This is a genomic window from Dongia sp. P2_B8 (assembly GCF_056404715.1).
This window is the reverse complement of the sequence record NZ_JBFUDM010000002.1, coordinates 382,458-405,279: the sequence shown is the minus strand read 5'-3', so window position 1 is coordinate 405,279 and position 22,822 is coordinate 382,458. Positions and strand designations below refer to the sequence as shown.

Below are 22,822 nucleotides of genomic sequence, written 5' to 3'. Positions count from 1 at the left end.
TTAGATAAATTGGAGCTAGGGACAAGCCGATTCAAGGGGCATCCGCCTGATTCTCGCCACATCAACGTGTGTGAAAGAGACGGATTTCTTCAAATTGACCAGTCATTTACCATGATCAACCTGATCGGCGGACTTATCCACAAAGTCATCCCCAGCCGCCCTGTATCTCGCCGCCCGGCGCCCGACTTTCGCCTCGAAAAAGGACCGAACAGTCAGCTTTTAGGACTTTGTTTAGACTCTGGCGCTAGGGTCACCAGATGGTACCGGGTGGCGGCGACACAGGAGCGCTCGTGACGGCGTTGAGGAACGAGCAAGGACTGAGTGGCCTGACCCCGGAAACGGGGCAGGTTTCCGCTCATGCCAGCTCGGCTGTGACGCCAACAGGCACCCCCGACTGGGTCCGCACGGCCATCGGCGCTTCGGGCGATATTCTTTACAAATGGGACATTCTCTCCGACCGCCTGATCTGGGCGGGCGAGATCGAGGAAGTGCTGGGCGAAGGCGAGAACGCCATCGCCAGCGGCCATGGCTTCAACAACCGCATCCATCCCGAAGATCTGCCGCGGCGCCTCAAAGCGCTCTCCGACCATTTCAGCCAGGGCGACAATTACGATTGCGAATACCGTGTGCGCAACGGCCAGGGCGTCGTCATCTGGGTGCATGATCGCGGCCGGGTCGAGATCGACGCCAATGGCATGCCGGTCGCGATGTCCGGCGCCATGCGCATTATCACGCAGCGTAAGCAGAACGAGGCGCGGCTCGAGCGCATCGCCAATTACGATGAACTCACCGGCCATTTCAACCGTGCGCGCCTGCGCGATGAATTGGAACAGGCGCTCTCCTTCAGCCGCCGCTTCAAGGTCGAAGGCGCCTTCCTCGTCATCGGCGTCGACAAGCTCGCCATGGTCAACAACGCCTATGGCTATGAGATCGGCGATGCCGTCCTGGTGGCGATCGGCCAGCGCCTGGATCGCACCCTGCGCGCCAGCGATGTCATCGGCCGTTTGGGTGGTGATCGCTTCGGCGTGCTACTGACCAATTGCCCGGAGAATTGCATCGTCAATTGCATGGACCGCATCATCGAGGCGATGCGCGACCAGGCGATCGAGATCAACGGCCAGTCGATCCCCATCACGGTCTCCGTCGGCTGCGTCCTGTTCCCGGGTCTGGTGAACACCGCCTATGAGGTCATGACCAAGGCGGAATCGGCACTCACCTATGCCAAGAAGGCCGGTCGCTGCTGCTACAATGTCTATCGCCCCTCGGAACAGCAGACCCTGCTGCACCGGCGCGCCATGGATATCGGGACCCAGGTACAGCAGGCGATGCGCGACCAGCGCCTGATCTTCACCTATCAGCCGATCATCCACGCCCAGACCATGACGGTCTCGAAATATGAATGCCTCATTCGCATGAAGGATCTCGAGGGCCAGATCCTGCCTGCCGGCGCCTTCATTCCCGTGGTCGAACAATTGGGCATGACGCGGCTCCTCGACCGTTATGTGCTCGACATGACGGTTGCCGAACTGCGCCGCGATCCAGCAGCGGTGCTGTCGCTCAACATTTCCGGCCTCACCGCCACCGATCAATCCTGGCTGCGCGCGCTCATCGCCGCCGTGAAGTCGAGCCCGGGCATCGCCCCGCGCCTCATTGTCGAGATCACCGAGACGGCAGCGCTCCATGACATCGAGGAATCGGCGCGCTTTGTGAACGTGGTGCGCGATGTCGGCTGCCGTGTCGCCATTGACGATTTTGGTGCCGGCTTCACCAGCTTCCGGCATTTGAAGGCGCTCACCGTGGACCTCGTCAAGATCGACGGTTCTTTCGTGCGCAACCTTGCCAACAATGTCGACCAGCAGCTGTTCATCCGCAATCTGATGGGCCTTGCCGGCACCTTCGGCCTGGAGACCGTCGCCGAATTCGTTGAGAACGAAGCCGATGCCAAGGTCCTCATCGATGCCGGCGTCCACTACCTGCAAGGCTATCATTACGGCCGCCCGCAATTCGACCGCCCCTGGGCCATCGGCAGCCGCATCCTGTCGGCGTAAGTTCCCTTTATCCCCTTAACGAAGTCGTCATGCCCGGGCCCACTCTTGTACTAAGAATGGCCGGGCCATCCACACTCGCCAAAGCACCCGTGGATCCCMGGGTCTTTGCCCCGGGGATGACGAATACATGTTGCATTGATCCCGGCCCGCCGCTGGTCCATAAAGCGGCGTGATGAACGAAACCGGTACATCTTCCCCGCTCCCCCCCAAGCTTGTTCCCCAGGCGCTTGGTCCCCGGGCGCTTGCCGATCTGCCGGCTCTGGTCGCCTTCCATGCCGAAGCGGCATGGGCGGACCATGCCGAGGCGGCGCCGCAGCGCGTGAGCCATCCGACGGCAGCTCTGTCCGGCCGGTCGCGGCCGGCGCTGCTGGTGCATGCGCCGGCCACCGCCCGGCGCCTGAAGGTCGAGCGCTTTGCGGCCTTCGACCTCCTCGAGCTCTACGCCTTTGTTCGGCCGGCGAGCTTCTGCCTGCCGACGCCCAAGGGCATGGCCGAAGTACTGGGCGTCACCGTGCCGGCGCATCACGATCCGCTCCTCGAAGCGAGACTCCTTCATGAGATCGCACGGCTGCTGCTGGTCGAGCTGTCGGCACAAAGCCGCCAGCGTCGCCGCACCATCGGTCTCGCCTGGGCCATGGCCAAGGCGGGCTGGCTATGGGGACCGTTCGTTTTGCGTGCTCTCGATTTTCAAGCCGAGGGTGGGGTGAACGCACCGGGCATTGGCGTTTGGGACGATTTGCCGGAATGGGCCGACGGCGCGCCGCCGCCGGAGCCGGATCATCTCCCCATCACCGCCGAGGAAACGCGCCGGCGCCTCGCCGACCTCATCGGCGCCAACGCCGAGCAGCGCGCGGCACAAGCCGATTTCGCGGCCGGCCTCACCCCGGCCTTCATCCCGCGCTCGGAGGAAGGCGCCCCCAACGTGGTGCTCGCCGAAGCCGGCACCGGTGTCGGCAAGACGTTGGGCTATATCGCACCAGCCAGCGTCTGGGCCGCGCGCAATCAGGGACCGGTCTGGATCAGCACCTATACCCGCCATCTGCAGCACCAGATCGATGGCGAGCTCGACCGCCTCTATCCCAACCCGGCACAGAAGGCACAGAAGGTCGTCATCCGCAAAGGGCGCGAGAATTATCTCTGCCTGCTCAATCTCTCCGAAATGGGCGGCCAGCTTGCCGGCCGGCCGACGGATGCGATCGCCTTCGGCCTCGTCGCACGCTGGGCGATGCAGACGCGCGACGGCGACATGGTGGGCGGTGATTTTCCCGGCTGGCTGCCGGACCTCATCGGCCATAATCGCAGCTTCGCGCTCGCCGACCGCCGCGGCGAATGCATCTATGCCGCCTGTCCGCAATATACGCGCTGCTTCATCGAACGGTCGGCACGCCGCGCCAAAAAGGCCGAGATCGTCATCGCCAATCATGCGCTGGTGATGATTCAGGCAGCGATGGGTGGCGGTGAAGACCAGCGCCTGCCCACCCGCTATGTGTTCGACGAAGGCCATCATCTGTTCAGTGCCACCGATGGCGCCTTCGCAGCACATCTCACGGGCCAGGAGATGTCGGACCTGCGGCGCTGGCTCTTGGGCGCAGAAGGTGGCCGCTCCAGCCGAGCCCGCGGCTTGAAGCGCCGGCTCGACGATCTCATTCTCGACGATCCCGACATGCCGGGCCTGGTCGATGCTGTCCTAGCCGCCGCGAAATCACTGGCCGGCGAAGGCTGGCAGCAGCGCGTTGCTGACAATCTGCCCCCAGGGAATCAGTCGGGGGGAGCTGCCGAGAAGTTTCTTATCACCGTGCGGCACCAGGTGCTGGCGCGGGCGACGGCGCCGCGCAGCGGCTACAGCCTGGAATGCGCCTGCGGGCCATTGGAGCCCGACGTTGCCTTGGCGAGTGTCGCCCTTGACCGCGCGCTCAGCGCGTTGATGGAACCGATGCTGGCGCTGGCGGCTAAATTGATGCGGCGCCTGGATGATGAGGCCGAGGATCTGGAGAGCGCACAGCGCCAACGCATCGATGCCATGGCGCGCGGGCTGCAGCGGCGCGGCGATCTGGAAATCGGCGCCTGGCGGGCAATGCTCAAGGCATTGGCGACCAACCAGCTGCCGGACCCGCTCAGTGACGCGCCGATGTTCGTCGACTGGTTCGGCCTGGAGCGCGTCGAGGGACGCGAGCTTGATGTCGGTATGTACCGTCACTTCCTCGATCCCACCCGCCCCTTCGCCGAGGCGGTGATGAAGCCGGCTCATGGCATCGTCGTCACCTCGGCGACGCTGACCGATGGCAGTGGCTCGGAACAATCCTGGATGGGTGCCGAGGTCCGCGCCGGGACCAATCATCTGCCCTTGCCGGCCTATCGCCTGCGTGTCCCCTCGCCCTTCGATTACGCCAAGCAGACCCGGGTCTTCATCGTCACCGATCTCGACAAGGACGACATGGCGCAGGTGGCCTCCGCCTATCGCACCTTGTTCCTGGCGGCACGCGGTGGTGCCCTGGGCCTCTTCACCGCGATCCAGCGTCTGCGCGAGGTGCACCGACGCATCGCCCCCGCGATCGAAGGTGCCGGGCTCAATCTCCTCGCCCAGCATGTCGATGCCATGGACAATGCGACGCTCATCGACATTTTCCGCGGCGATGTCGATGCCTGTTTGCTGGGGACGGACGCTGTGCGCGACGGCGTCGATGTGCCAGGCAACGCGCTGCGCCTCATCGTCTTCGACCGCGTGCCCTGGCCGCGGCCCGACCTTCTCCACCGCGCCCGCAAACAGGCGTTCGGCGGCAGCGCCTATGAGGACCAGCTGACCCGCCTCAAGCTCAAGCAGGCGTTCGGGCGCCTCATCCGCCGCGCCGACGATCACGGGGTCTTCGTGCTGCTCGACAAGGCGATGCCCTCGCGCCTGCTCTCCGCCTTTCCGGCGGATGTGACGGTCGAGCGCATCGGCCTCAAGGCGGTCCTGGAACAAACCGCGGCGTTTCTCGCTGAAAACACTCAACTTTTGCCGTCATCCCCAGGGGGTTGAGCGGTCGAGCCGCCACCGCTATTGTTCCGGCGATTTCGGGCGTCCCGCCTGTTCATTCGTTAAGAAATAGGATCTGATCAATATGGCTGCTCTCAATCATCATTCCGCGCTCATCTACACCATGGTGCTAATGGCCGCGGCGGACCGTGACATGTCGGACGCAGAGATGTCGTCGATCGGCGACATGGTTGGCCATCTGCCGGTGTTCCGCGATTACGACCGCGCCAAGATCGCCAAGACAGCTGCCTCCTGCGTCGATGTGCTGAGCGGGACGGATGGGCTGGATGCGGTCTTGAAGAAGATCAGCGAAGGCCTGCCGGAAAAGCTGCGCGAAACCGCCTATGCGCTGGCCTGCGATGTGGCCGCCGCCGACAGCAAGATGACCGAGGAAGAAGCGCGCCTCCTCGAGCTCATCCGCTTCGAACTGAAGATCGGCAAACTGGTCGCCGCCGCCATCGAACGCGGCGCCCGCGCCCGCCATTTGACGCTCTAGTTTTCTGATCGGGCATTCAGCCCAGTCGCACACCACCCCCCTCCCCACCCTCCCCCTCAAGGGGGGAGGGAAAGAGAAGCAAGCTGTAGCGACATCCTCGCAGCAATCCTCTCCCCCCTTGAGGGGGAGAGTTGGAGAGGGGGGTATGGAACGATCAAGCTCGGCGTTTCAAGAAATCAACACGCGTTACTCGTGAACAACTGATGAGCTACGCTGCCGAGCGCAGGCTGCCGTGGGCGAAGTCCATGTAGAGTTCGCGGGCGCGGCGGTAGATCGGCCCGATATCCAGCTTGCGATCCTCGATCGAACTCATCGGCATCACCTTGCCGAAATTGCCCGACGAGAACAGCTCGTCCGCTTCCAGAATGTCCTTGGGCGTCAGTGTCTTTTCATAGACTGGAATCTTCGCCGCGTTGAACAGGCGAATGAGGCGCTGGCGCGTGATGCCGTTGAGGAAGCAGCCGCTGGCGGCCGGCGTGATGGCGCAGCCATCCTTGGCGATCCACAGATTGGCCGAGGCGAATTCCGCGACATTGCCGAGGGGATCCAGCATCACCGCTTCGTCGATGCCCCGCGCACGGGCTTCCGCCGAAGCGCGACCGGCCTGCGCGTAGAGGCAGACGGCCTTCGCGTCGGTCGGTGCCGTTTCCGGCGAGGGGCGGCGGAAGCGCGAGATCATGGCGCTGGCGCCGGTCGGCTCGGGCATCGGCGTCAGCACGACGGAGATGCAGATGCGCGTGCTGGCGGGATCGGGCGCCATCCAGCCATCTTCGGACCACATGAAGGGACGGATATAGAGATGGCTCCCGCGCGGGAAACGCGCGATGCCATCGCGGCAGATTTCTTCGATCTCGCCTGCGGACAAGGGCGAGCGCAGGCCGACATTGGTGGCTGAGCGGACAGCGCGGCGGCAATGCAGTTCGATATCGGGCGTGACACCGTCAAAGGCGCGCGCACCATCGAAGATGCCACCCATCAGCCAGGTCGCGTGATCGAACGCGCGCATCAAGGGCGGATTGCCGGTCACCCATTTGCCGTCAACGAAATGCCACTGTTCCATGGCGAGCCTCACTCTCTGGAGGATCCCGCCCGCGCCGTCGGCGCCTCTTGGGGGATCATCGGATACCAGAGTGAAACGCTAGGACGCTTCTTCCCGGCACGTCAAGGTCCGTGGCATGCCGCAGCTGCGACAATCCGCGCTGCACGCTGCGCGCATCAGTCGATTTGCAGCCCACCGCAACGCGTCGCAGGCGCGCGGCAGCTCAGCCCCTCTTGCGGTCAGATATTCTTCCGGTCAGGTAATTCCGGTTAGGCAATCTTGCGCTGAGACAGGCAAGGGTCCGGCTGCGAGCCGGCGCCGGCCTGTTGCGGCGGTGCGCCATAGTAGCGCGCCGGCAAGGGCCGCGGGTGCAGGCGCTGCGATTGAACGGCGATGTCGGCGGGTGTTTCCTCTTCATCACGGAAGTAAAACACCGCCGTGCCGATCTCGCGCAGGATCTCGCGCTGCTGCGCCAGATCCTGTGATGCCTCCCGCGCCATCTGATGGGACGAGTCCATGCCTGCCTCAGAGGCCTCATAAGCTGCGGCCTCATAAGCTGTGGCCTCATAAGCTGCGGCCCCATAGTCCGAAGCGGGCCGCAGGATCTCGCGCAGGCGCGCGGCGGCGATGCGCGAGCCAATGCCCACGACCTGCCGGTCGATCATCCAGGATTGGTTGCGCAAATCGGCGCGGCCGGCCCGCAACACGTCGCCGAACCGCAGCCGGTGGCGCATTTCCTGCGGCATGAAATCGAAGGCAGCCTGAACCTGGCCATCTTCGCTGATCGTCTGCTGGTCGCTGCCGGCGTTCCGCGCCATGACCTTGCTCCTGTCGTGTTCCATGAGAACATATCAGGAACATATATGGGAATCAAGCATCCTTTGGGCAAGGGGCGCCCGTCACATTTTGTCTCGTCTGATGATCGCGCGGGCGCTTACTGGCTGACCCAGAGAATGCGGGCGGCAAACCGGACCTGGTCCTGGGGCACGAATTGCGGCTGGCTGGCCTGGCGGATCGCCTCGACGTAATAGCCGTCGGCGTCATGGCGCACGACCTTGCGGACGAGGGCCGTCCCCGCACTGGTGCCGATGATGATCCGGTCGCCGCGGCGGATCTCCGCCGAGCGCGATACCACCAGCGTATCGCCGTCGCGATAGACCGGGTCCAAATCGCTGCCGCTGATTTCGACGCCGAAGGTTTCGCGGCCGACGGTGCCGGCAAAATCGAGATGCCCCCAGCCAGCGCCCACGGGAACACCGGCACTGTCAAAGCAATCGCCGACGGCAAGCCGTTCCAGCGCAATGACCGGAATGGTGCGGGCTTGCGGCTTGGGGATGACGCGTCCGCCGCTCACAGGCTGGTCGAAGCCACTGGCACCGCCATGGCCGTTGCCCAGGGCTTCACCACCGCCGGCACCGGTCAGCAGCACGAAATCAACGAAAGGCTCGCCGGTGACGGTGAGAATCTTGGACAGAGATTCAGTGCTGGGCCAGCGCGGGCGGCCTTCGCGGGTGATGCGCTTCGAGGGATTGAAGGCGGTCGGGTCCAAGCCGGCGCGACGCGCGAGACCCGAGGCCGAGAGACCGTGCTTGGCAGCGAGTTTATCGATACCACGCCAGACATCGGCATGCTGCAACATGGGAACTGACACGATCGCTTCTCCTAAAATTCAAGCCAATACGACGCGCTTGCCGCAGCCCCAGGACGAAGCGTCTCCTTTATCTATCCGAAGAGACCTGAATCATTCCTGATCCAGGACCATGTTCCGCCGGTGCATAATCTCCCCCCGAAGACCATGCGTTCCTAGCGATGACAGTAATCATTTTAGCGCAGGAAACCCAAGGAAAGAACCTCTCATTTACAAATAATTAGATCAGAACAGTTCTCAATGAAAATGAGAATGAATGCCGAATGTTGAGATGAAGACAGAATTACGGCAGTAATTGCGTCCATTATTTCAGGTCATTCGTATCGACTAGCTATCAAAGCGCCCAGGTTATATGAACGGTGGGGCAGGTTGCTGCGGGTCAACAGGGATTCCCCAATGACTTGCCCCAATGACTTACCGGGCAATCTGCCGGTGATTTGGGGGCTGGCTCTTGTCCATTCCGGCTGGAGCCTGTAGCTCGGGTGACTGCGCGGGGCCCCTCCCCTCGGTACCGGCATCTCTGACCATCCAGGTTTTCGGCATCATGGCCTTCATCGATCAACTCTATCGGCTTCTCCGGCCCATCCTGTTTTCGCGCGACGCGGAAGATGCCCATCGCCTGGCGGTGCGCCTGCTCGGCCTCAGCCCGTTCGCCCTCAGTCTGTTCGGCGGCACACCAGCGCGCGCATCGAGCCCGCAATTGCAACAAACCCTGTGGCAGTTGGATTTCCCTAACCCGATCGGTCTTGCCGCGGGCTTCGACAAGAATGCGGAATGCTATCGCGGCGCCTTGGGCCTGGGGTTCGGCTTTGTCGAGATCGGCAGCGTCACCCCCCGGCCACAGGCCGGCAATCCACGCCCGCGCTTGTTTCGCCTGATAGCGGACCGCGCGGTCATCAACCGCATGGGCTTCAACAATGACGGCATGGAAGCCGTGGCGGCGCGCCTCGTCGCGCGCGACCGCAGGGCCGGGATCGCCGGAATCGTCGGCGTCAATCTTGGCAAGAACAAGGATACGGTTGATGCCGCTGCCGATTACGAACTGGGCGTGGCAAAGCTCGGCCCCTTGGCCGATTACCTCGTCATCAACGTCTCCTCGCCCAACACGCCGGGCCTTCGTGCGCTGCAAGGCAAGGAACCGCTGGCAGCCCTCATCGATCGTACCCGGGCAGCGCGGGACCAGCTTTCAAGCCGGCCGCCTTTGTTGCTGAAGATTGCTCCCGACCTCACCGACGAGGACCAGGCGGACATCGCCAGCGTCGCCCTCGAGCATGGGCTCGACGGCCTCATCATCAGCAACACGACCATCGCACGTCCGGCGGCTCTGGATGCCCGGCTGGCGCAGGAAGCCGGCGGCCTCTCCGGGGCACCCTTGCTGGCCCCCGCCACCGCTCTTCTGGGCCGCATGTATCGGCTCACCGGCGGCAAGCTGCCCTTGATCGGCGTGGGCGGCGTGGCGACAGCCGCGGATGCCTACGCCAAGATTCGCGCCGGGGCATCTCTGGTGCAGCTTTATTCCGCCATGGTCTATGAGGGCCCGGGCCTCGCTACGCGCGTCGTTGCCGGCTTGGCACCCTTGCTGGCCGCAGACGGGTTTTCGCGCGTGACGGATGCCATCGGTGCAGATCACCGGTGATGGCACCCCAAGGACCAGCTATCTTGGCAAGACCCGCTATCTTAACATCCTCTTAACCACGTACGGGCTAGTGCTAGCATCATGACCGCGCGCGCGCATTTCCTCATCTTCCTGCTTTATTCGCTGGGTGCGGTTGTCCTCGCCTTCTGGCTGCCCGAATTCCTGCCCAACGTCTCGCATATCCTGGGCGCCATCGCCGGCGGCTTCGTGATCATGGTGGGTGGCCTCCTCCACCAGACCGCGCTCAACCAGGGCCGCAGCCGGGTGCAGGCGCGCTCGATGGCCGAGCTCAACCGCATGCTGGGCGATATCCTCCGGGACCAGCGCAAGCTTGAAGACGACATGCTGCAATTGCGTGCGACACTCGCCAACCTCGCCTCGTCGCCGCAACAGGATGTCGGCGACGTCGTCAACGAAGTAAAGGTGCTGCAGAATCTGATCGAGCAGCTTTACACGGCGCGGACCGGCGCCAAGGATGGTGTCAAGGATGGTACCGGCAAAAATGCCGGCGCCAAATCGATGGCGAAGCTGCAGCCCGTCAAGGCACCGGCGCCCAGGATCGTGCCGCTCGACCAGCCGATCGGAGCCATGCCCGCAGCAGCGGCGCCAATATCTTCCCCGGCCCCTTCGGTAGCACCAACCTCAGCACCAACCATGGGGCCAACCACTGGGCCAACCACTGGCAGCGCCAGCCTGCCGATGCCGCCCATCGCCTATGATCTGGCGGAAGACGAAATCCTGGATGCGCTGCGCGACGGATTGCGCGAGAACGGCGTTGAGCTGGCGCTGCAGCCGGTGGTGACCTTGCCGCAGCGCAAGCGCCGCTATTTCGAATGCTTCTCGCGCGTGCGCATCAGCGACGGCCGCGTGTTGACACCGGAACAATATCTCGACCTTGCCGAACGGCACGGGCTGGTGACGGCGATCGACAACATGCAGCTGTTCCGCTGCATCCAGACCTTGCGCCGGATCCGGAAATCGAATGCCAGCGTCGGCTTCTTTCTCAACATCTCGCATCACACCTGGGCCGATCGCACCTTCTTCCACGAATTCATCAATCTCATGGCGCAGAACGCGGAGCTCGCCCCCGCCATCGTGTTCGAATTTTCGCAGCGCACGATGGAAATGGCCGACGAATCGCTGTTCCGCGACCTCGATCGCCTCGCGCAATTGGGCTATCGCTTCTCGCTCGATCAGGTCACGCATTTCGACATCAACCCGCAGCAGCTTTCCAGCCATCATTTCCGCTTCATGAAGATCGAAGCTGAACGGCTGATCGCCGCCGCGCGGGCCGGTGCGCTCGGCGACGATCCGCAGGAATTCAAGCGCATGCTGGATTCCTTCGCCATCGACCTCATTGCCGACCACATCGAATCCGAGGCGACGTTGCTCGAGCTTCTCGACATGCATCTCGATTTCGGCCAGGGCTATCTGTTCGGCGAACCGCGCATCGCGCGGGCCGAGACCACCGCCATTCACTAAGAGAATTCAGCCATCATGACCAGCTTTCCAAATGGCCTTAGTGCCATCGTCGCCGACATTGACCTTATCGTCATGGATCTGTGGGGCTGCATGCATGACGGCATCACCGTCTATCCGGCTGCCCTCGATGCCTTGCACCAATTGAAGAAGTGCGGCGTCAAGGTGGCCCTGGTCTCCAACGCGCCGCGCCGTGTCGAAACCGTGCGGCCGCGCCTCCGGGAAATGGGTATCGCCGACGATCTTTATGCCGGCTTCTATACCTCCGGCGAGGAAGTCTGGAACCATATTGCAAGGAAAGATCAGCCGGCCTATGCAGCCCTCGGCCGCAACGCCTATCAGATCATCGGTGCGCAGGACCGCACCTTCACCGACGGGCTTGACCTAGCCATCGTCAATGACATCGCCCGCGCCGATTTTGTTCTCACCATCGGCGTTGAAAGCCCCAATGACACGGTCGCGGATTTTGCAGGTCTCCTCCAGGCCGCACGGGCGCGGGCACTGCCGCTGATCTGCGCCAACCCGGACCTCGTCGTCCATCGCGGCGGCATCGCCGAGATCTGCGCCGGGGCCATCGCTGAAAGCTATGCCGCCCTGGGTGGCCAGATCATCATCGAGGGCAAGCCCTATCCCGGCATCTATCGCAAGGTGCTGCAGGATTTCAACATCACCGACCCGCAGCGCCTGCTGGGCGTTGGCGATGCCCTGCGCACGGATGTGGCCGGCGCCAAGGGTATCGGCGCCAAATCCCTGCTCATTGCCGGCGGCATCCACCACAGCGTCCTGCTGGAAGGAACAATCCTCGACCAGGATGCGCTGGCACGCCTCGCCGCCGGCGGCCCGCAGCCGGACTTTGCCTTGCCTTATCTGGCCTGGTGATCGCCTCTATTGCGGCCGCTTCATGGCGAAAGCCTGCTCCACCACGGCATAGAGTGAATAGCCCATGCGGGCGATCGGCTTGGCCCGCGTGATGTCGACACGGCCGTTTTCGATCAGGTGATCGGCAATATGAATGCCGACCACGTCGCCGAAGATGACACTGTTGGGCTCGTCGGGATCGAGGCTGGGCAGCATGACGGTCTGCAGATAGCGGCATTCCAGCGCCACCGGTGAGGCGGCGACGCGAGGCGGCGCCACGATCTTCGACGGCACCATCTCCAGCCCCGCCACATCGGCCTCATCGGTCCCGGCCGGCAGCGAGGCAGAGGTGGCGTTCATCGCCTCCCGGAGGTCCCAGGTGGCAAGGTTGACGACAAAGGCGCCCACCGCCTCGACATTACGCCTCGAATCCTTGATGGCACCGTCGGGCTTGGTGCCGTTGGGGGCAAAACAAACGATGGGCGGCGAATCCGCCACCAGATTGAAGAAGCTGAACGGCGCCAGATTGACCTTGCCATCAAGGTCGACGCTGCTGACCCAACCGATCGGGCGGGGCACCACCAAGGCCTTCAAGGGGTCGATCTGCAACCCGCTGTTGCGCAGGCGTGGCTCGTAAAACATGGCAAAACTCCAGGCCCGTTCGCGGGCAATTTGTGATGCAAAAGGGGTAAAAGCCTAATCTTTGATGGTGTTTACACGATTTCTTAAGGTCTTTTCCTCAAAATCGTACTTTAGTCGGATGCGGCCAAAGCCCTACCGGGACGGCCGTGTATGTCGTCTCTCACCTAGGGAAGCATCGATGTCCATCACCGGAAAACTGGTCAGTGGATCGATTGCCAACATCACCTTGATGCTGGTGATTGCCGTGCTCGGCTATTGGACCATCAGCCATCTGCGGCAGCTGCAGGATGAAGGCGATGTCCTCGCGGAGCATGCGATCAAGACGACGGAAGCTTCCAGCCTGGGCGGAGAACTTTACAAAGTGGTCACCGATGCAGTGATCAACCGCGACTTCGAGGCCACCGCCAAGAGCTGGGCGGAAAAAAAGAGCGTGGCCGACGCAGAACTGCAGATGATCGAGAGCTATGCCGTTACCGAGGGTGAAAAGGCGTTGCTGGCCGAGAGTCGCGCTGCCTATCAGGAAATGGTGAAATTGTTCGAGGCGGAAATGCTGCCGGCATTGCAGTCGGCGGCCGCCGTGGACGAGAAGGTGCGCCTCCTCGACGACAAGATTGACGCCGCGGCCGAGAAGCTGTCGGAAAGCCTCCTTGAAGAGCGCAAGGCCATGGACGACGAAGCGACGGCCGGGAACGAGACGTTCCACGCTGTCGGCCAGCAAAGCAGCCTGATGACCCTGGTCATTGCCGGTATTGCCATTGTCGTCGCGCTGGGCCTTGCCGTCCTTAGTGCCCGCGCGATCGCCACGCCGGTCCGCGCCATGACCACCGTCATGAAGCGTCTTTCCAGCGGCGATACCAGCGTTCCGGTGACGGGACAGACGCGAAAAGACGAGATCGGCGACATGGCCAAGTCGGTCAACGTGTTCAAGGAAAGCATGATTGAAAGCGAGCGTCTGCGCATTGAGCAGGAGCGCGCCAAGGAGCATGCCGCCTCCGAGCGGCGTGCCGGCATGCTGCAGATGGCCAGCGATTTTGAGGCCGCCGTGGGCTCGATCATCAAGGTCGTCTCCTCCGCCGCCACCGAATTGCAGGCAGCAGCGGAATCAATGTCGATCACCGCCGAGCGCACGGCCAGGCAGTCCACCATCGTCGCTTCGGCCTCGGAAGAAGCATCGACCAATGTGCAGACCGTGGCGGCGGCGGCCGAGGAACTGACTACCTCCGTGCAGGAAATCGCCCGCCAGGTGGCGCAGTCCAACAGCATCACCAGCGAGGCGGTCTCGGAAGCCGAGCGCACCAACCGCGAGGTTGAAACGCTGGCCCAGGCCGCCCAGAAGATCGGCGATGTCGTGCGCCTCATCAGCGATATTGCCGGCCAGACCAATCTCCTCGCCTTGAACGCCACGATCGAAGCGGCGCGGGCGGGTGAAGCCGGCCGCGGCTTTGCGGTGGTGGCGTCGGAGGTGAAGAACCTCGCCGGTCAGACCGCCAAGGCCACGGAAGAAATCACCGAACATGTGTCGGGCATCCAGTCGGCCACACAAGGTTCGGTGCGTGCCATCTCCGGCATCGGCGATACCATCAAATCGATCAGCGGCATCACCGCCAGCATCGCCTCTGCGGTCGAGGAGCAGAGTGCGGCAACGCTGGAGATTTCCAGGAACGTACAGCAGGCCGCCGAAGGCACCAGCGCCGTTTCGAGCAACATTGTCGAGGTCAATCAGGCCGCAAGCGACACCGGCAGTGCCGCCGGCGAAGTGCTGGGGGCCGCCCGCGAACTGTCCCGCCAGGCGGAAACGCTGACGGCCGAAGTGAGCCGCTTCCTCGCCACCATTCGCGCGGCCTAAGACCGCCGGCGCCCCTGCAGGGCGAACAGGCCCATCCCGGCCAGCATCGCTGCAAAGAAGATCCAGCCTGGCCCACCGCCAAGAGCCAGCAGGACCATTGCTGGCCCCGGGCAGATGCCAGCAAGGCCCCAGCCGACACCAAAAAGAGCCGCACCCCCGATCAGCCGGCGATCGATGGGCTTTGGCGCCGGCAGCTGAAAGCTTTCTGCAGCGAAGGGCTTGGCGCGGAGCCGCAGCAGCGCAAAGCCGGGAACCGCGACCAGGAGAGCCCCTGCCATCACGAAGGCAAGGCTCGGATCCCAGCCGCCCGTTGCGATTGCCGCAAGGTCCAGGAAGCCAAGGACCTTCATCGGATTGGCCATGCCGGAGAGCACGAGACCGGCACCGAAGATCGTGCCCGCGAAAGAACCAACGAGAAGGCGCACGAACATCGATCAGCTCCCCACGATATGGCGCATGACAAAGGTCGTGAGCATCGCCACAGCCATGAACACCAGGACCGCTACCAGCGAGCGCGGTGAAAAGCGGGCGAGGCCGCAGATGCCGTGGCCGCTGGTGCAACCGCCGCCCAGCCGCGTGCCATAGCCGACCAGAAGGCCGGCAATGATCAGCTGGGTCATATCCGCCGTCGTTGCTGCTGCAAAGCCGCCCATGCTGCTCGCCATGCTGAAACCACCCAGCGCGATGCCGATGAGAAAAAGAATCCGCCAGCCAAAATCGGTGCGGGGCTTTTCGAACAAGCCGCCGATGATCCCGCTCACCCCGGCAATACGCCCGATCCCGGCGAGCAGGATCACGGCGGATAGGCCGATGAGCGCGCCACCGGCGAGGGCTGCGATCGGGTTGAAGGCCTGCCAATCCATCATTTAGCGTCCATCATTTAGCCTTTGTCTCCCGCCTGCGCTTGCGCGGTAGTGTTTGTTCAGTTTCCGGCGGGCAGAATTCCGCCCTCAAGGCCGCGGCGATGCGGCGGGCCGTGGGGCTCACCGCGCGGTAGTGCACGCTGGTGCCGCTGCGCACGGCCACCACCAGTTTCTGCGTCCGCAGCCGGGTGAGATGCTGCGAGACCTTGGGTTGGGCGAGGCCAAGTTCGGCCGCAATCGCCCCGACACTCATCGGCCCGGTGTCCAGCAGGCACAGGATGGCCAGGCGATGCTCATGCGCCAGCGAGCGCAGAAAGTCCGCCGCCAGCGCCGCCTTCGCCAGCAAATCGGAAACGCCGGTATCGTTCTTCTGGGTGGCTTTTATATTCATACATTCGAATATATGAATATAAATGGAGCTGTCAAGATCGGGCAGGGCAGCCGGATATCCCGATTTCTCAATTCGTCATCCCCAGGTCAAGCTCGGGGATGACGGCCGAATTCCGGGAGAGAGGGGAAAGAAGCCACCGCCTATTCCGCCGCCTTCACGGCTGGGAAACGCGAGCGCTGTTCCAGTTCGAAGATCGGCACGGTATTGCGGATATAGAGGTTCCTGGCATCGGCCACCGGCTGATAGTCCCAGGCGACATTCTGGTCGCGCAGGATATCGTTGAGATAGCGGCGGCGACGCTGGCTGCTGACCACGGTCTTGCGGATCGCTTCCAGGTCCCAGCCCTTGGCGATCTCCTGGCGCAGGGCGGCAACGCGTGCGGCATGCGCCGCGTCGCCGGCGAGATTCACCTTCTCCAGTGGATCGGCCACCACGTCATAGAGCTGGTCGGGGTCGGTCGGGCAATGCACGAATTTGTAGTTGCCGCGGCGGATCATGATGCCGGGCGCGCTTGCTCCCTCGCCCATATATTCGCCGATCACCTCGTCATGGCCGCCGCTGCCGGTGAGGTGCGGCACCAGGGAGCGCCCTTCGGTCACAACTTCTTCATGCAGATCCTTGCCGTCATTGGCGAGGTCGAGCAGGGTGGGCAGGATATCGATCTGCGACACTGCCTTGGCGACACGGTGCGGCTTGAAGCGGTTCGGCGCATGCACGATCATCGGAATGCGCGCGGCATTTTCGAACCAGTTCATCTTGAACCACAGGCCGCGCTCGCCCAGCATGTCGCCATGATCGCCGGTGACGATGGTCACCGTATTGTCGGCAAAGCCGCTTTCCTTCAGCGCCTGCATGAGGTCGGCGAAGCGTTCGTCGATATAGCTGACCGAGCCGTAATAGGCGTGGCGCGCATTCCTGACTTCGTCCGGTGTCGGTGCTGGATCCTGCATGCCGATGCCGTTGATGATACGCTGGCTGTGCGGGTCCATCGGCACATCGCCGATACCCAGCTTGGGCATATCGATATCGTCATGCCGGTAGCGGTCCCAATGTTCGCGCCGTGCCAGATAGGGATCGTGCGGGCTGATCAGCGACACCACCAGGCAGAACGGCCTATCATCCTGTTTTCTGGCAAGGTCGAAAAGGTGGCGCTTCGCCTGGAACACCACCTCATCATCGAAATCGAGATAGGCGGAGCGTGTGCAGATGCCCGCTTGCCGCACCACATCCATATTGTGGAACCAGTCGAGCTTCATTTCCGGTCTGTCCCAGTTGGGGACCCAGGCGAAGTCCGAGGGGTAGACATCCGTGGTGAGGCGCCGATGAAAGCCATGGAGCTGGTCCGGCCCGCAGAAATGCATCTTGCCGGAAAGAGTCGTGTCATAGCCCAAGGCCGAGAGGTGATGGGCAAAGGTCGGGATCTCGGCCGCGAACTCGGCTGCATTGTCCCAGGCGCCTATCTTGGTCGGCAACCGGCCGGCCATGAAGGAATAGCGGGCGGGGGCGCAGAGCGGGTAGTTGCAATAGGCCGCATCGAACACGACCGACTGCTCGGCGAAGGCCTGCATGGCCGGCATCTGCACCAGTTTATGGCCATAGGTCGGCATGAACTGGGGGGCCAATTGATCGAGCATGAAGATGACGAAATTGGGCTTTTTGGCTGCCATGGCGGTTGCTCCCCTAAAAATCCATCTAGGGTAAGTGTCATATTTGTCTTTGGCGGCGACAAACGATAAATTATGCCCCCATAGACTAAGCTGCACTTAGCCTGAAAGCCCAGGCAACCTGAAAGAACGGGATGAGCCGCAAGCTGCCGCCCTTGGCCATGCTCCGAAGCTTCGAGGCGGCTGCCCGCCATGTCAGTTTCGCCCGGGCGGGGCAGGAACTCGCCGTGACCGCCGCCGCCATCAGCCAGCAGGTCAGGGCACTCGAGGAGCATCTGGGGCAGCCCTTGTTCCTGCGCCGGCCCCAGGGCCTCGGCCTGACGGAGGCCGGGCTCTCTTATCTCACTATCGTCCGCGATGCCTTCGACCGGCTGGGAGCCGGGACCGAGGAGCTGTTTCATGGCCGTGCCGCCGAGATCGTCTCGGTCCGCGTCACCGCGGGCTTTGCACATCTGTGGCTGGCGCCCCGGCTGCACCGGTTCCTCGCCCAAGCGCCCGGCCTGCAGATGCGGCTCCTCACCGCCTTATGGACACCGCTGGAGATCGACCGCGATGCAGATTTCGAAATCCGCTGCGGCATCGGCGCCTGGCCGGACCTCACCGCCTATCCCTTGACGCGCGACCGCGTCTTTCCGGTCTGCGCACCGGCCCTTCTTGGCACGGCAGCGCGGCCGCTGGCCCCGGATTTCCTTCATGGCCAGCGCCTCATTCACATTCAGGGCTTTGCCGAAGGCTGGGCGGAATGGTTTCGCGGCGCCGGGGCGCAGCAGCCATCACCGCCGGATAGATGCAGCATCACTTTCGACACGGCGACGCTCGCCATCGATCTCGCCTTGAACGGCGGTGGCTTCATGCTGGGCCGCTCCTGCTTCGTGGATCCTTATCTCGCGGCCGGGCGGCTGGTCGCACCCTGCGCCGCCAAGATCAAAAGTGCGGAAGCCTTCTATCTGGTCGAGCGGGCAGGGGAACGCCTGCCGCTTCCAGCGCGACTGTTCCGGGATTGGATCCTCAGCGAAGCCGCCACCGGATAGGACAATCATCAAGGAATTCTTGATACAGCGGCGAGGATTTCTCTCTTTACTCTATCGATCTAATAGTGTTTAAAGAAATCCTGATAGGTCCGTTGCGCTGACCCTTATCCCGGGTCGCCTCCTGATGCGGGCCGGCAAGGTCTTCCAACAGGGTGCCGGACATGAATTTCCACCATTTGTTTCAGCCCAAATCATTGATTGTCGCCGCTTTTATCGCGGGCTTGCCAGTCTCGGTCGGTGCCGTCGCGACCCTCACCGGCCTTGCCGCCGCCCCGGCCGTTGCCGTGGATGTCATCGATTTTGACCAGAAATGGCTGGTTTCGGCCGACGAAGCCCGCGCCCTGATCGCCAATGGCGCTTTGGTGCTGGATGCCCGCAACGCCGGCCTCCGGGCCGCGGCACCCGTGAAGAATGCCCAGCCGATCCGCTGGCAGGATCTCAGCAATACGCGCGGCCAGCTTTCCACCGACGATGCCGCCTTGTCGCTCCGCCTCCAGGCACTGGGCGTCGATGCCGGCCTGCCGGTCATTGTCCTTGCCGACCCGCTGCGGGATCTGGGCGAGGATGCGCAGGTGGTCTGGGCCCTCCGCTCGCTCGGCCACGGCCGCATCGTCATGGTCGATGGTGGCCTCCCGGCCTTGCTCGCCGCCGGCCTGCCATCCATCCAGCCGCCTTTCCATCCGGGCAGCTTCATTGTCGATCGCCGGGATGATTGGTCGGTCGATGCTCAGGCGCCCGATCGCGACCTGGTACGGCTCGGCACGCGCTCGATGTCCGAACTGCTGGCCGATGACGGCCAGCTCCGACCCCGGGCCGAGATCGCCGCCTGGCTTGCCGCCAAGGGCATCGACCAGGATACGGAACTTGCCACGGATTCCGCCTGGCTCACCGCAATCCTCATTGATGCCGGCTACCAGGCCCGGCAGGCCGTGGGTTCGCCCGAATATGCATTGACCGCCGCGAACTGACGTCTGCTTTAATGGCGGCATGGACGAAGCCGCCTTTCGCCTCAGTCTCTTTCTGATCCTGTTTGCGCTGGTGGGCCTGGCAGAACTGGTCTGGCCACGCCGCAAGCTTCTGGAAAACAAGCCGCAGCGCTGGCGCACCAATCTCGGCCTGATCCTTATCGACATCCTGGCACAACGCATGACCCTGGGCGCTGCTGCCTTTGCGACCGCCCTTTATGTCGGCGAGAAGGGCTGGGGCCTCTTCAATCTTCTCCAGCTGCCGCTCTGGTTCGAGGGGCTCATCACCTTGGTGATCCTGGATGCCGGCATCTATCTGCAGCATGTGGCGACCCATAAGGTGCCGCTACTGTGGCGCCTCCACCGCGTGCATCACTCTGACCTCGATGTCGATGTCACCACGGGCCTGCGCTTTCACCCGGTCGAGATCCTGCTTTCCTTGCTCTACAAGGCGGCCCTCATTGCCCTGCTCGGCGCCGATCCGCTGGTGGTGCTGGTGTTCGAGGCGCTGCTCAACGGCATGACCCTCTTCACCCATGGCAATATCGCGCTGCCCGTGCGCTGGGACCGTAAGCTGCGGCACCTCTTCTGCACGCCCGACATGCATCGGCGCCACCATTCCGTGGTGCGCACTGAGACCGATTCCAATTACGGCAATGTGCTGTCGCTGTGGGACCGCCTCTTTCGCACCTATTTCTGGGAACCGGCCTTGGGCCAGGAGGGCGTCCTGCTCGGCTTGGCCGACGAACGCCATGCCGACCGGCTGGGCCTTGTCGCCCTGCTGATGGCGCCCTTCAAGCCACGCTGATTGATTGCCAGGGCCGACCAATTGCCAGGGCCGACCAATTGCCAGGGCCGACTAGTTGCCAGCGCCATCAACGTTGAAGCGTGCTGCCCAATCTTTCTCGATCGACTGATAGGTACCGTCTGCCTTGATCGAGGCGAGGCCCCGATCGAGATCCGCGATCGCGCCCGCGGCTTCCGGCCGTGTCTTTGAAAACGAGATGTAGAGTTCGGGATGCGACAGGATTCCGACGATCTTCACCTTGCCGGCAAGCTCATCCGCATGTTCCGACAGCAGGCTGCTCATCACCTTGTCGTAGATGACACCATAGGGTGCCCGCTTGAACCCCACCACGCGCAGGAGGGAAAGGTCCGAGGTCACGACGATCTTGTGGACATCGCCATCACTCTGGAACGGTTCGTCATAGGTATAACCGTTGGTCACGGCGACATTCTGTCCCTTGAGATCGGCCGGTGTCAGACCCTGCACGGTCGCATCGGCCGGCGCCACGATGACGATGGTGGCTGCGAACAACGGCACATCGTGGAACAGGAAGCGCGCCTCGTTCGCCGGTTCACGGATGGTGTCGAAACAGCCCAGCTCGCGGCCCGCTTCCACTTCTTCCAAACAGCGGGCGTAAGGCAGGCTGACAAGACTGACCTCGCGTCCGGCCGCCCGGTAAGCCGCGCGCACCAGATCGACCGCGAGGCCCTGCAGCGCGCCGTCGCGCTCTGCCGAGTAAGGAAACCAATTGTTTTCAGCAACGATCGTGAGGGGGCCTTCAGCACGCGCCGCACTGGCCGCGCCCAGCAGAAGAAGCGCAAAAGCCAGGCGGTGCAGGGGCGCGATCATGCGGGAATTGTCGCCTTCACCGCAACCTTGGCATAGAGCTCCGGCCGGGTCTGGTCGTTGAGCGGCCACCAATTGCGCACGCGGCGAACCTGGTCGAGGTCGATCGTCGTGGTGAGCAGCGCTTCCTCATCGGGAGCACCGGCGAGGATGACACCCCAGGGATCGACCACGGCCGAACGGCCGATGAAGCCGATGCCGGTGACTTTTTCGCGGCCCGTCATGCCGGAGGCCGCGATGAACATCTGATGATCCGTGGCGCGCGCCTTCAGCAGGAAATCCCAATGATCGAAACGGGGCGACAGAAACGCGGTCGGCAGCAGGATCAGCTCGGCCCCTGCCTTGGCATAGGCGCGGAACATTTCCGGGAAGCGGATATCGGCACAGATGCCGACACCGAAGCGGCACAGATTGGTGTCATAGAGCTGCAACTCCGATCCCGGCGATACTTTCTTCGATTCCATGATGCCGGGCGGCAGATCGGTGCGATTGGGCACATCGAAAAGATGCGTCTTCCGATAGCAGCCGAGCAGCTCGCCGGCCGGGCCCACCACCGGTGCTGAATTATAGAGCCTGCCATCCGGCCCGCGCTCATAGAAGGAACCGGTCACATACATGGCGTGCTTGCGGGCGGCAGCTGCCATCATCTCGAAGGTCGGCCCCGGAATCGGTTCCGCCAGCGCCTGATGGGCATCGCCGCTGGAAAAGCCGGTACCGGTGAAAAGCTCCGGCAGCACCACAATGTCGCTGCCGCGGGTTCCGGCCAGATCGAGATAGTGCGCCGCACGCGCCAGATTGCCCGGCTTGTCATCATCCTGGGCATTGAACTGGGCGATGGAAATGGTGATCGGCCGTGCGTCGGTCATGAGCGCCACTCAAGATTGGTTGAGGCGCAAACGATAGAGGAGCAACGGGGTGATCAGCAAGCGATGATCGCCGGGGGCACTTTTCTCAATCGTCATCCCCGGGCTTGACCCGGGGATCAGGAGCGATTGGGCGCGCCGCTCATCAGTTACTCACCGATCCCCGGGTCAAGCCCGGGGATGACGACCTAGAACCGAGGCAATGCCGACTGGCATGTGAAACAGCTTCCGGCCGCCAACCTGGTCGCGGGCGGCCGTCGCTGCCGCGTGTCACTATTTATCCTCTGTCACGAGATCCTTGGCGTCGGTGTCGACAACGAAGACGGCCAGCAGGCGTGAGGGTTCCGTGTCGCTGGCATTTGCGCTGACCGCGTGATGATCGCCCGGCATTTCCACGAAATTCTCGCCGGCGTGATAGATCTTTTCCGGCTCGTCATTGACCTTGATGCGAACGGCACCTTCGAGAACCGTCGCATAGATGAAGGCCGAGGCGGGATGGGTGTGCGCTGGCGATGAGGCACCCGGTCCGTATTCGACCAGCACGCCCTTCATGCTCTTGCCGGGCACATTCGGCAGCACATGATCGAAGACCACGGTGATCTTGCGATTGTCGGCATGAGCTTCGCCCATGGCGATCGCTGTGAAGATGAGGCCTGCAACGGCGACGCCGCAGAACAATTTTCGAGACATCTATACTCTCCCTT

At 63.0% G+C, this 22,822-nt stretch carries 21 protein-coding genes; 10 read left to right on the top strand and 11 right to left on the bottom strand.

All coding sequences use genetic code 11. The annotated features are described in order from the left end of the window. Nucleotides 1-257: 257 nt before the first annotated feature. The 3 genes from AC1DWZ_RS06735 to AC1DWZ_RS06725 all read left to right on the top strand — a co-directional run bounded on the left by AC1DWZ_RS06735 (nucleotide 258) and on the right by AC1DWZ_RS06725 (nucleotide 5,560). Nucleotides 258-2,048 (top strand): putative bifunctional diguanylate cyclase/phosphodiesterase, encoded by a 1,791-nt coding sequence (locus AC1DWZ_RS06735; protein WP_477168104.1) that lies wholly within the window; start codon nucleotides 258-260, stop codon nucleotides 2,046-2,048. Between the two features lie 172 nt (nucleotides 2,049-2,220). Continuing rightward, a complete protein-coding gene (locus AC1DWZ_RS06730; protein WP_477168103.1) occupies nucleotides 2,221-5,067 on the top strand; it encodes an ATP-dependent DNA helicase in 2,847 nt (948 codons plus the stop codon). 82 nt (nucleotides 5,068-5,149) lie between these two features. Beyond that, a complete protein-coding gene (locus AC1DWZ_RS06725; RefSeq protein WP_477168102.1) occupies nucleotides 5,150-5,560 on the top strand; it encodes a tellurite resistance TerB family protein in 411 nt (136 codons plus the stop codon). Between the two features lie 208 nt (nucleotides 5,561-5,768). On the opposite strand, the gene AC1DWZ_RS06720 is transcribed toward AC1DWZ_RS06725, so the two are convergent. The 3 genes from AC1DWZ_RS06720 to AC1DWZ_RS06710 form a co-directional block, all read right to left on the bottom strand. Next, a complete protein-coding gene (locus AC1DWZ_RS06720) occupies nucleotides 5,769-6,620 on the bottom strand; it encodes a branched-chain amino acid aminotransferase (RefSeq protein ID WP_477168101.1) in 852 nt (283 codons plus the stop codon). Nucleotides 6,621-6,868: 248 nt separating this feature from the next. Then, nucleotides 6,869-7,417: a hypothetical protein gene (locus AC1DWZ_RS06715; protein ID WP_477168100.1), complete on the bottom strand. Its 549-nt coding sequence runs from the start codon at nucleotides 7,415-7,417 to the stop codon at nucleotides 6,869-6,871. A gap of 116 nt (nucleotides 7,418-7,533) precedes the next feature. Continuing rightward, nucleotides 7,534-8,250, bottom strand: a complete 717-nt coding sequence (locus AC1DWZ_RS06710) for a S24 family peptidase (protein WP_477168099.1) — start codon at nucleotides 8,248-8,250, stop codon at nucleotides 7,534-7,536. 550 nt (nucleotides 8,251-8,800) lie between these two features. On the opposite strand from AC1DWZ_RS06710, the gene AC1DWZ_RS06705 reads away from it, so the two are divergent. From AC1DWZ_RS06705 to AC1DWZ_RS06695, 3 genes are all read left to right on the top strand, one after another. Beyond that, the gene (locus AC1DWZ_RS06705) at nucleotides 8,801-9,883 is read left to right on the top strand and encodes a quinone-dependent dihydroorotate dehydrogenase (protein WP_477168278.1); all 1,083 of its coding nucleotides are present in this window, start codon (nucleotides 8,801-8,803) and stop codon (nucleotides 9,881-9,883) included. 81 nt (nucleotides 9,884-9,964) lie between these two features. Continuing rightward, complete coding sequence (locus AC1DWZ_RS06700; RefSeq protein ID WP_477168098.1) at nucleotides 9,965-11,365, top strand: EAL domain-containing protein; 1,401 nt, start codon at nucleotides 9,965-9,967, stop codon at nucleotides 11,363-11,365. Nucleotides 11,366-11,380: 15 nt separating this feature from the next. After that, the gene (locus AC1DWZ_RS06695; protein WP_477168097.1) at nucleotides 11,381-12,241 is read left to right on the top strand and encodes a TIGR01459 family HAD-type hydrolase; all 861 of its coding nucleotides are present in this window, start codon (nucleotides 11,381-11,383) and stop codon (nucleotides 12,239-12,241) included. Nucleotides 12,242-12,247: 6 nt separating this feature from the next. Here AC1DWZ_RS06695 and AC1DWZ_RS06690 read toward each other — a convergent pair whose 3' ends face one another. Then, nucleotides 12,248-12,862: a flavin reductase family protein gene (locus AC1DWZ_RS06690; protein WP_477168096.1), complete on the bottom strand. Its 615-nt coding sequence runs from the start codon at nucleotides 12,860-12,862 to the stop codon at nucleotides 12,248-12,250. A 178-nt stretch (nucleotides 12,863-13,040) separates the two neighbouring features. Between AC1DWZ_RS06690 and AC1DWZ_RS06685 the strand changes: the two genes are divergently transcribed. Beyond that, entirely contained in the window at nucleotides 13,041-14,708 is a 1,668-nt protein-coding gene (locus AC1DWZ_RS06685) for a methyl-accepting chemotaxis protein (RefSeq protein ID WP_477168095.1), read from the top strand. Here AC1DWZ_RS06685 and AC1DWZ_RS06680 read toward each other — a convergent pair. The 4 genes from AC1DWZ_RS06680 to betC all read right to left on the bottom strand — a co-directional run bounded on the left by AC1DWZ_RS06680 (nucleotide 14,705) and on the right by betC (nucleotide 17,629). Continuing rightward, nucleotides 14,705-15,139: a DUF6691 family protein gene (locus AC1DWZ_RS06680; protein WP_477168094.1), complete on the bottom strand. Its 435-nt coding sequence runs from the start codon at nucleotides 15,137-15,139 to the stop codon at nucleotides 14,705-14,707. The genes AC1DWZ_RS06685 and AC1DWZ_RS06680 overlap by 4 nt on opposite strands. A 3-nt stretch (nucleotides 15,140-15,142) precedes the next feature. Continuing rightward, nucleotides 15,143-15,574: a YeeE/YedE family protein gene (locus tag AC1DWZ_RS06675; protein WP_477168093.1), complete on the bottom strand. Its 432-nt coding sequence runs from the start codon at nucleotides 15,572-15,574 to the stop codon at nucleotides 15,143-15,145. 10 nt (nucleotides 15,575-15,584) lie between these two features. After that, the gene (locus AC1DWZ_RS06670; protein WP_477168092.1) at nucleotides 15,585-15,962 is read right to left on the bottom strand and encodes an ArsR/SmtB family transcription factor; all 378 of its coding nucleotides are present in this window, start codon (nucleotides 15,960-15,962) and stop codon (nucleotides 15,585-15,587) included. Between the two features lie 140 nt (nucleotides 15,963-16,102). After that, nucleotides 16,103-17,629 (bottom strand): choline-sulfatase, encoded by a 1,527-nt coding sequence (betC, locus tag AC1DWZ_RS06665; protein ID WP_477168091.1) that lies wholly within the window; start codon nucleotides 17,627-17,629, stop codon nucleotides 16,103-16,105. A gap of 131 nt (nucleotides 17,630-17,760) precedes the next feature. Between betC and AC1DWZ_RS06660 the strand changes: the two genes are divergently transcribed. From AC1DWZ_RS06660 to AC1DWZ_RS06650, 3 genes are all read left to right on the top strand, one after another. Next, nucleotides 17,761-18,657 (top strand): LysR substrate-binding domain-containing protein, encoded by an 897-nt coding sequence (locus AC1DWZ_RS06660; RefSeq protein WP_477168090.1) that lies wholly within the window; start codon nucleotides 17,761-17,763, stop codon nucleotides 18,655-18,657. A gap of 161 nt (nucleotides 18,658-18,818) precedes the next feature. Then, on the top strand, nucleotides 18,819-19,625 hold the full coding sequence (locus tag AC1DWZ_RS06655; RefSeq protein ID WP_477168089.1) for a hypothetical protein: 807 nt from the start codon (nucleotides 18,819-18,821) through the stop codon (nucleotides 19,623-19,625). A gap of 19 nt (nucleotides 19,626-19,644) precedes the next feature. After that, nucleotides 19,645-20,430, top strand: coding sequence for a sterol desaturase family protein (locus AC1DWZ_RS06650; protein WP_477168088.1), 786 nt, complete (start codon nucleotides 19,645-19,647; stop codon nucleotides 20,428-20,430). A gap of 51 nt (nucleotides 20,431-20,481) precedes the next feature. Here the strand turns inward: AC1DWZ_RS06650 and AC1DWZ_RS06645 are convergent, their stop codons facing one another. From AC1DWZ_RS06645 to AC1DWZ_RS06635, 3 genes are all read right to left on the bottom strand, one after another. Beyond that, on the bottom strand, nucleotides 20,482-21,258 hold the full coding sequence (locus tag AC1DWZ_RS06645; protein ID WP_477168087.1) for a substrate-binding periplasmic protein: 777 nt from the start codon (nucleotides 21,256-21,258) through the stop codon (nucleotides 20,482-20,484). Then, the gene (locus AC1DWZ_RS06640; RefSeq protein WP_477168086.1) at nucleotides 21,255-22,121 is read right to left on the bottom strand and encodes a carbon-nitrogen hydrolase family protein; all 867 of its coding nucleotides are present in this window, start codon (nucleotides 22,119-22,121) and stop codon (nucleotides 21,255-21,257) included. The genes AC1DWZ_RS06645 and AC1DWZ_RS06640 overlap by 4 nt, the downstream gene beginning before the upstream one ends. Before the next feature lie 270 nt (nucleotides 22,122-22,391). Beyond that, complete coding sequence (locus tag AC1DWZ_RS06635) at nucleotides 22,392-22,808, bottom strand: cupin domain-containing protein (RefSeq protein WP_477168085.1); 417 nt, start codon at nucleotides 22,806-22,808, stop codon at nucleotides 22,392-22,394. Nucleotides 22,809-22,822: the final 14 nt, after the last annotated feature.

Bases quoted from the DNA above. Each gene is read 5' to 3' on its own strand.
- AC1DWZ_RS06735 (WP_477168104.1), top strand. From the start codon at position 258: ATGGTACCGGGTGGCGGCGACACAGGAGCGCTCGTGACGGCGTTGAGG.
- AC1DWZ_RS06730 (WP_477168103.1), top strand. From the start codon at position 2,221: ATGAACGAAACCGGTACATCTTCCCCGCTCCCCCCCAAGCTTGTTCCC.
- AC1DWZ_RS06725 (WP_477168102.1), top strand. From the start codon at position 5,150: ATGGCTGCTCTCAATCATCATTCCGCGCTCATCTACACCATGGTGCTA.
- AC1DWZ_RS06720 (WP_477168101.1), bottom strand. From the start codon at position 6,620: ATGGAACAGTGGCATTTCGTTGACGGCAAATGGGTGACCGGCAATCCG.
- AC1DWZ_RS06715 (WP_477168100.1), bottom strand. From the start codon at position 7,417: ATGGCGCGGAACGCCGGCAGCGACCAGCAGACGATCAGCGAAGATGGC.
- AC1DWZ_RS06700 (WP_477168098.1), top strand. From the start codon at position 9,965: ATGACCGCGCGCGCGCATTTCCTCATCTTCCTGCTTTATTCGCTGGGT.
- AC1DWZ_RS06695 (WP_477168097.1), top strand. From the start codon at position 11,381: ATGACCAGCTTTCCAAATGGCCTTAGTGCCATCGTCGCCGACATTGAC.
- AC1DWZ_RS06690 (WP_477168096.1), bottom strand. From the start codon at position 12,862: ATGTTTTACGAGCCACGCCTGCGCAACAGCGGGTTGCAGATCGACCCC.
- AC1DWZ_RS06685 (WP_477168095.1), top strand. From the start codon at position 13,041: ATGTCCATCACCGGAAAACTGGTCAGTGGATCGATTGCCAACATCACC.
- AC1DWZ_RS06680 (WP_477168094.1), bottom strand. From the start codon at position 15,139: ATGTTCGTGCGCCTTCTCGTTGGTTCTTTCGCGGGCACGATCTTCGGT.
- AC1DWZ_RS06675 (WP_477168093.1), bottom strand. From the start codon at position 15,574: ATGATGGATTGGCAGGCCTTCAACCCGATCGCAGCCCTCGCCGGTGGC.
- AC1DWZ_RS06670 (WP_477168092.1), bottom strand. From the start codon at position 15,962: ATGAATATAAAAGCCACCCAGAAGAACGATACCGGCGTTTCCGATTTG.
- betC (WP_477168091.1), bottom strand. From the start codon at position 17,629: ATGGCAGCCAAAAAGCCCAATTTCGTCATCTTCATGCTCGATCAATTG.
- AC1DWZ_RS06660 (WP_477168090.1), top strand. From the start codon at position 17,761: ATGAGCCGCAAGCTGCCGCCCTTGGCCATGCTCCGAAGCTTCGAGGCG.
- AC1DWZ_RS06655 (WP_477168089.1), top strand. From the start codon at position 18,819: ATGAATTTCCACCATTTGTTTCAGCCCAAATCATTGATTGTCGCCGCT.
- AC1DWZ_RS06650 (WP_477168088.1), top strand. From the start codon at position 19,645: ATGGACGAAGCCGCCTTTCGCCTCAGTCTCTTTCTGATCCTGTTTGCG.
- AC1DWZ_RS06645 (WP_477168087.1), bottom strand. From the start codon at position 21,258: ATGATCGCGCCCCTGCACCGCCTGGCTTTTGCGCTTCTTCTGCTGGGC.
- AC1DWZ_RS06640 (WP_477168086.1), bottom strand. From the start codon at position 22,121: ATGACCGACGCACGGCCGATCACCATTTCCATCGCCCAGTTCAATGCC.
- AC1DWZ_RS06635 (WP_477168085.1), bottom strand. From the start codon at position 22,808: ATGTCTCGAAAATTGTTCTGCGGCGTCGCCGTTGCAGGCCTCATCTTC.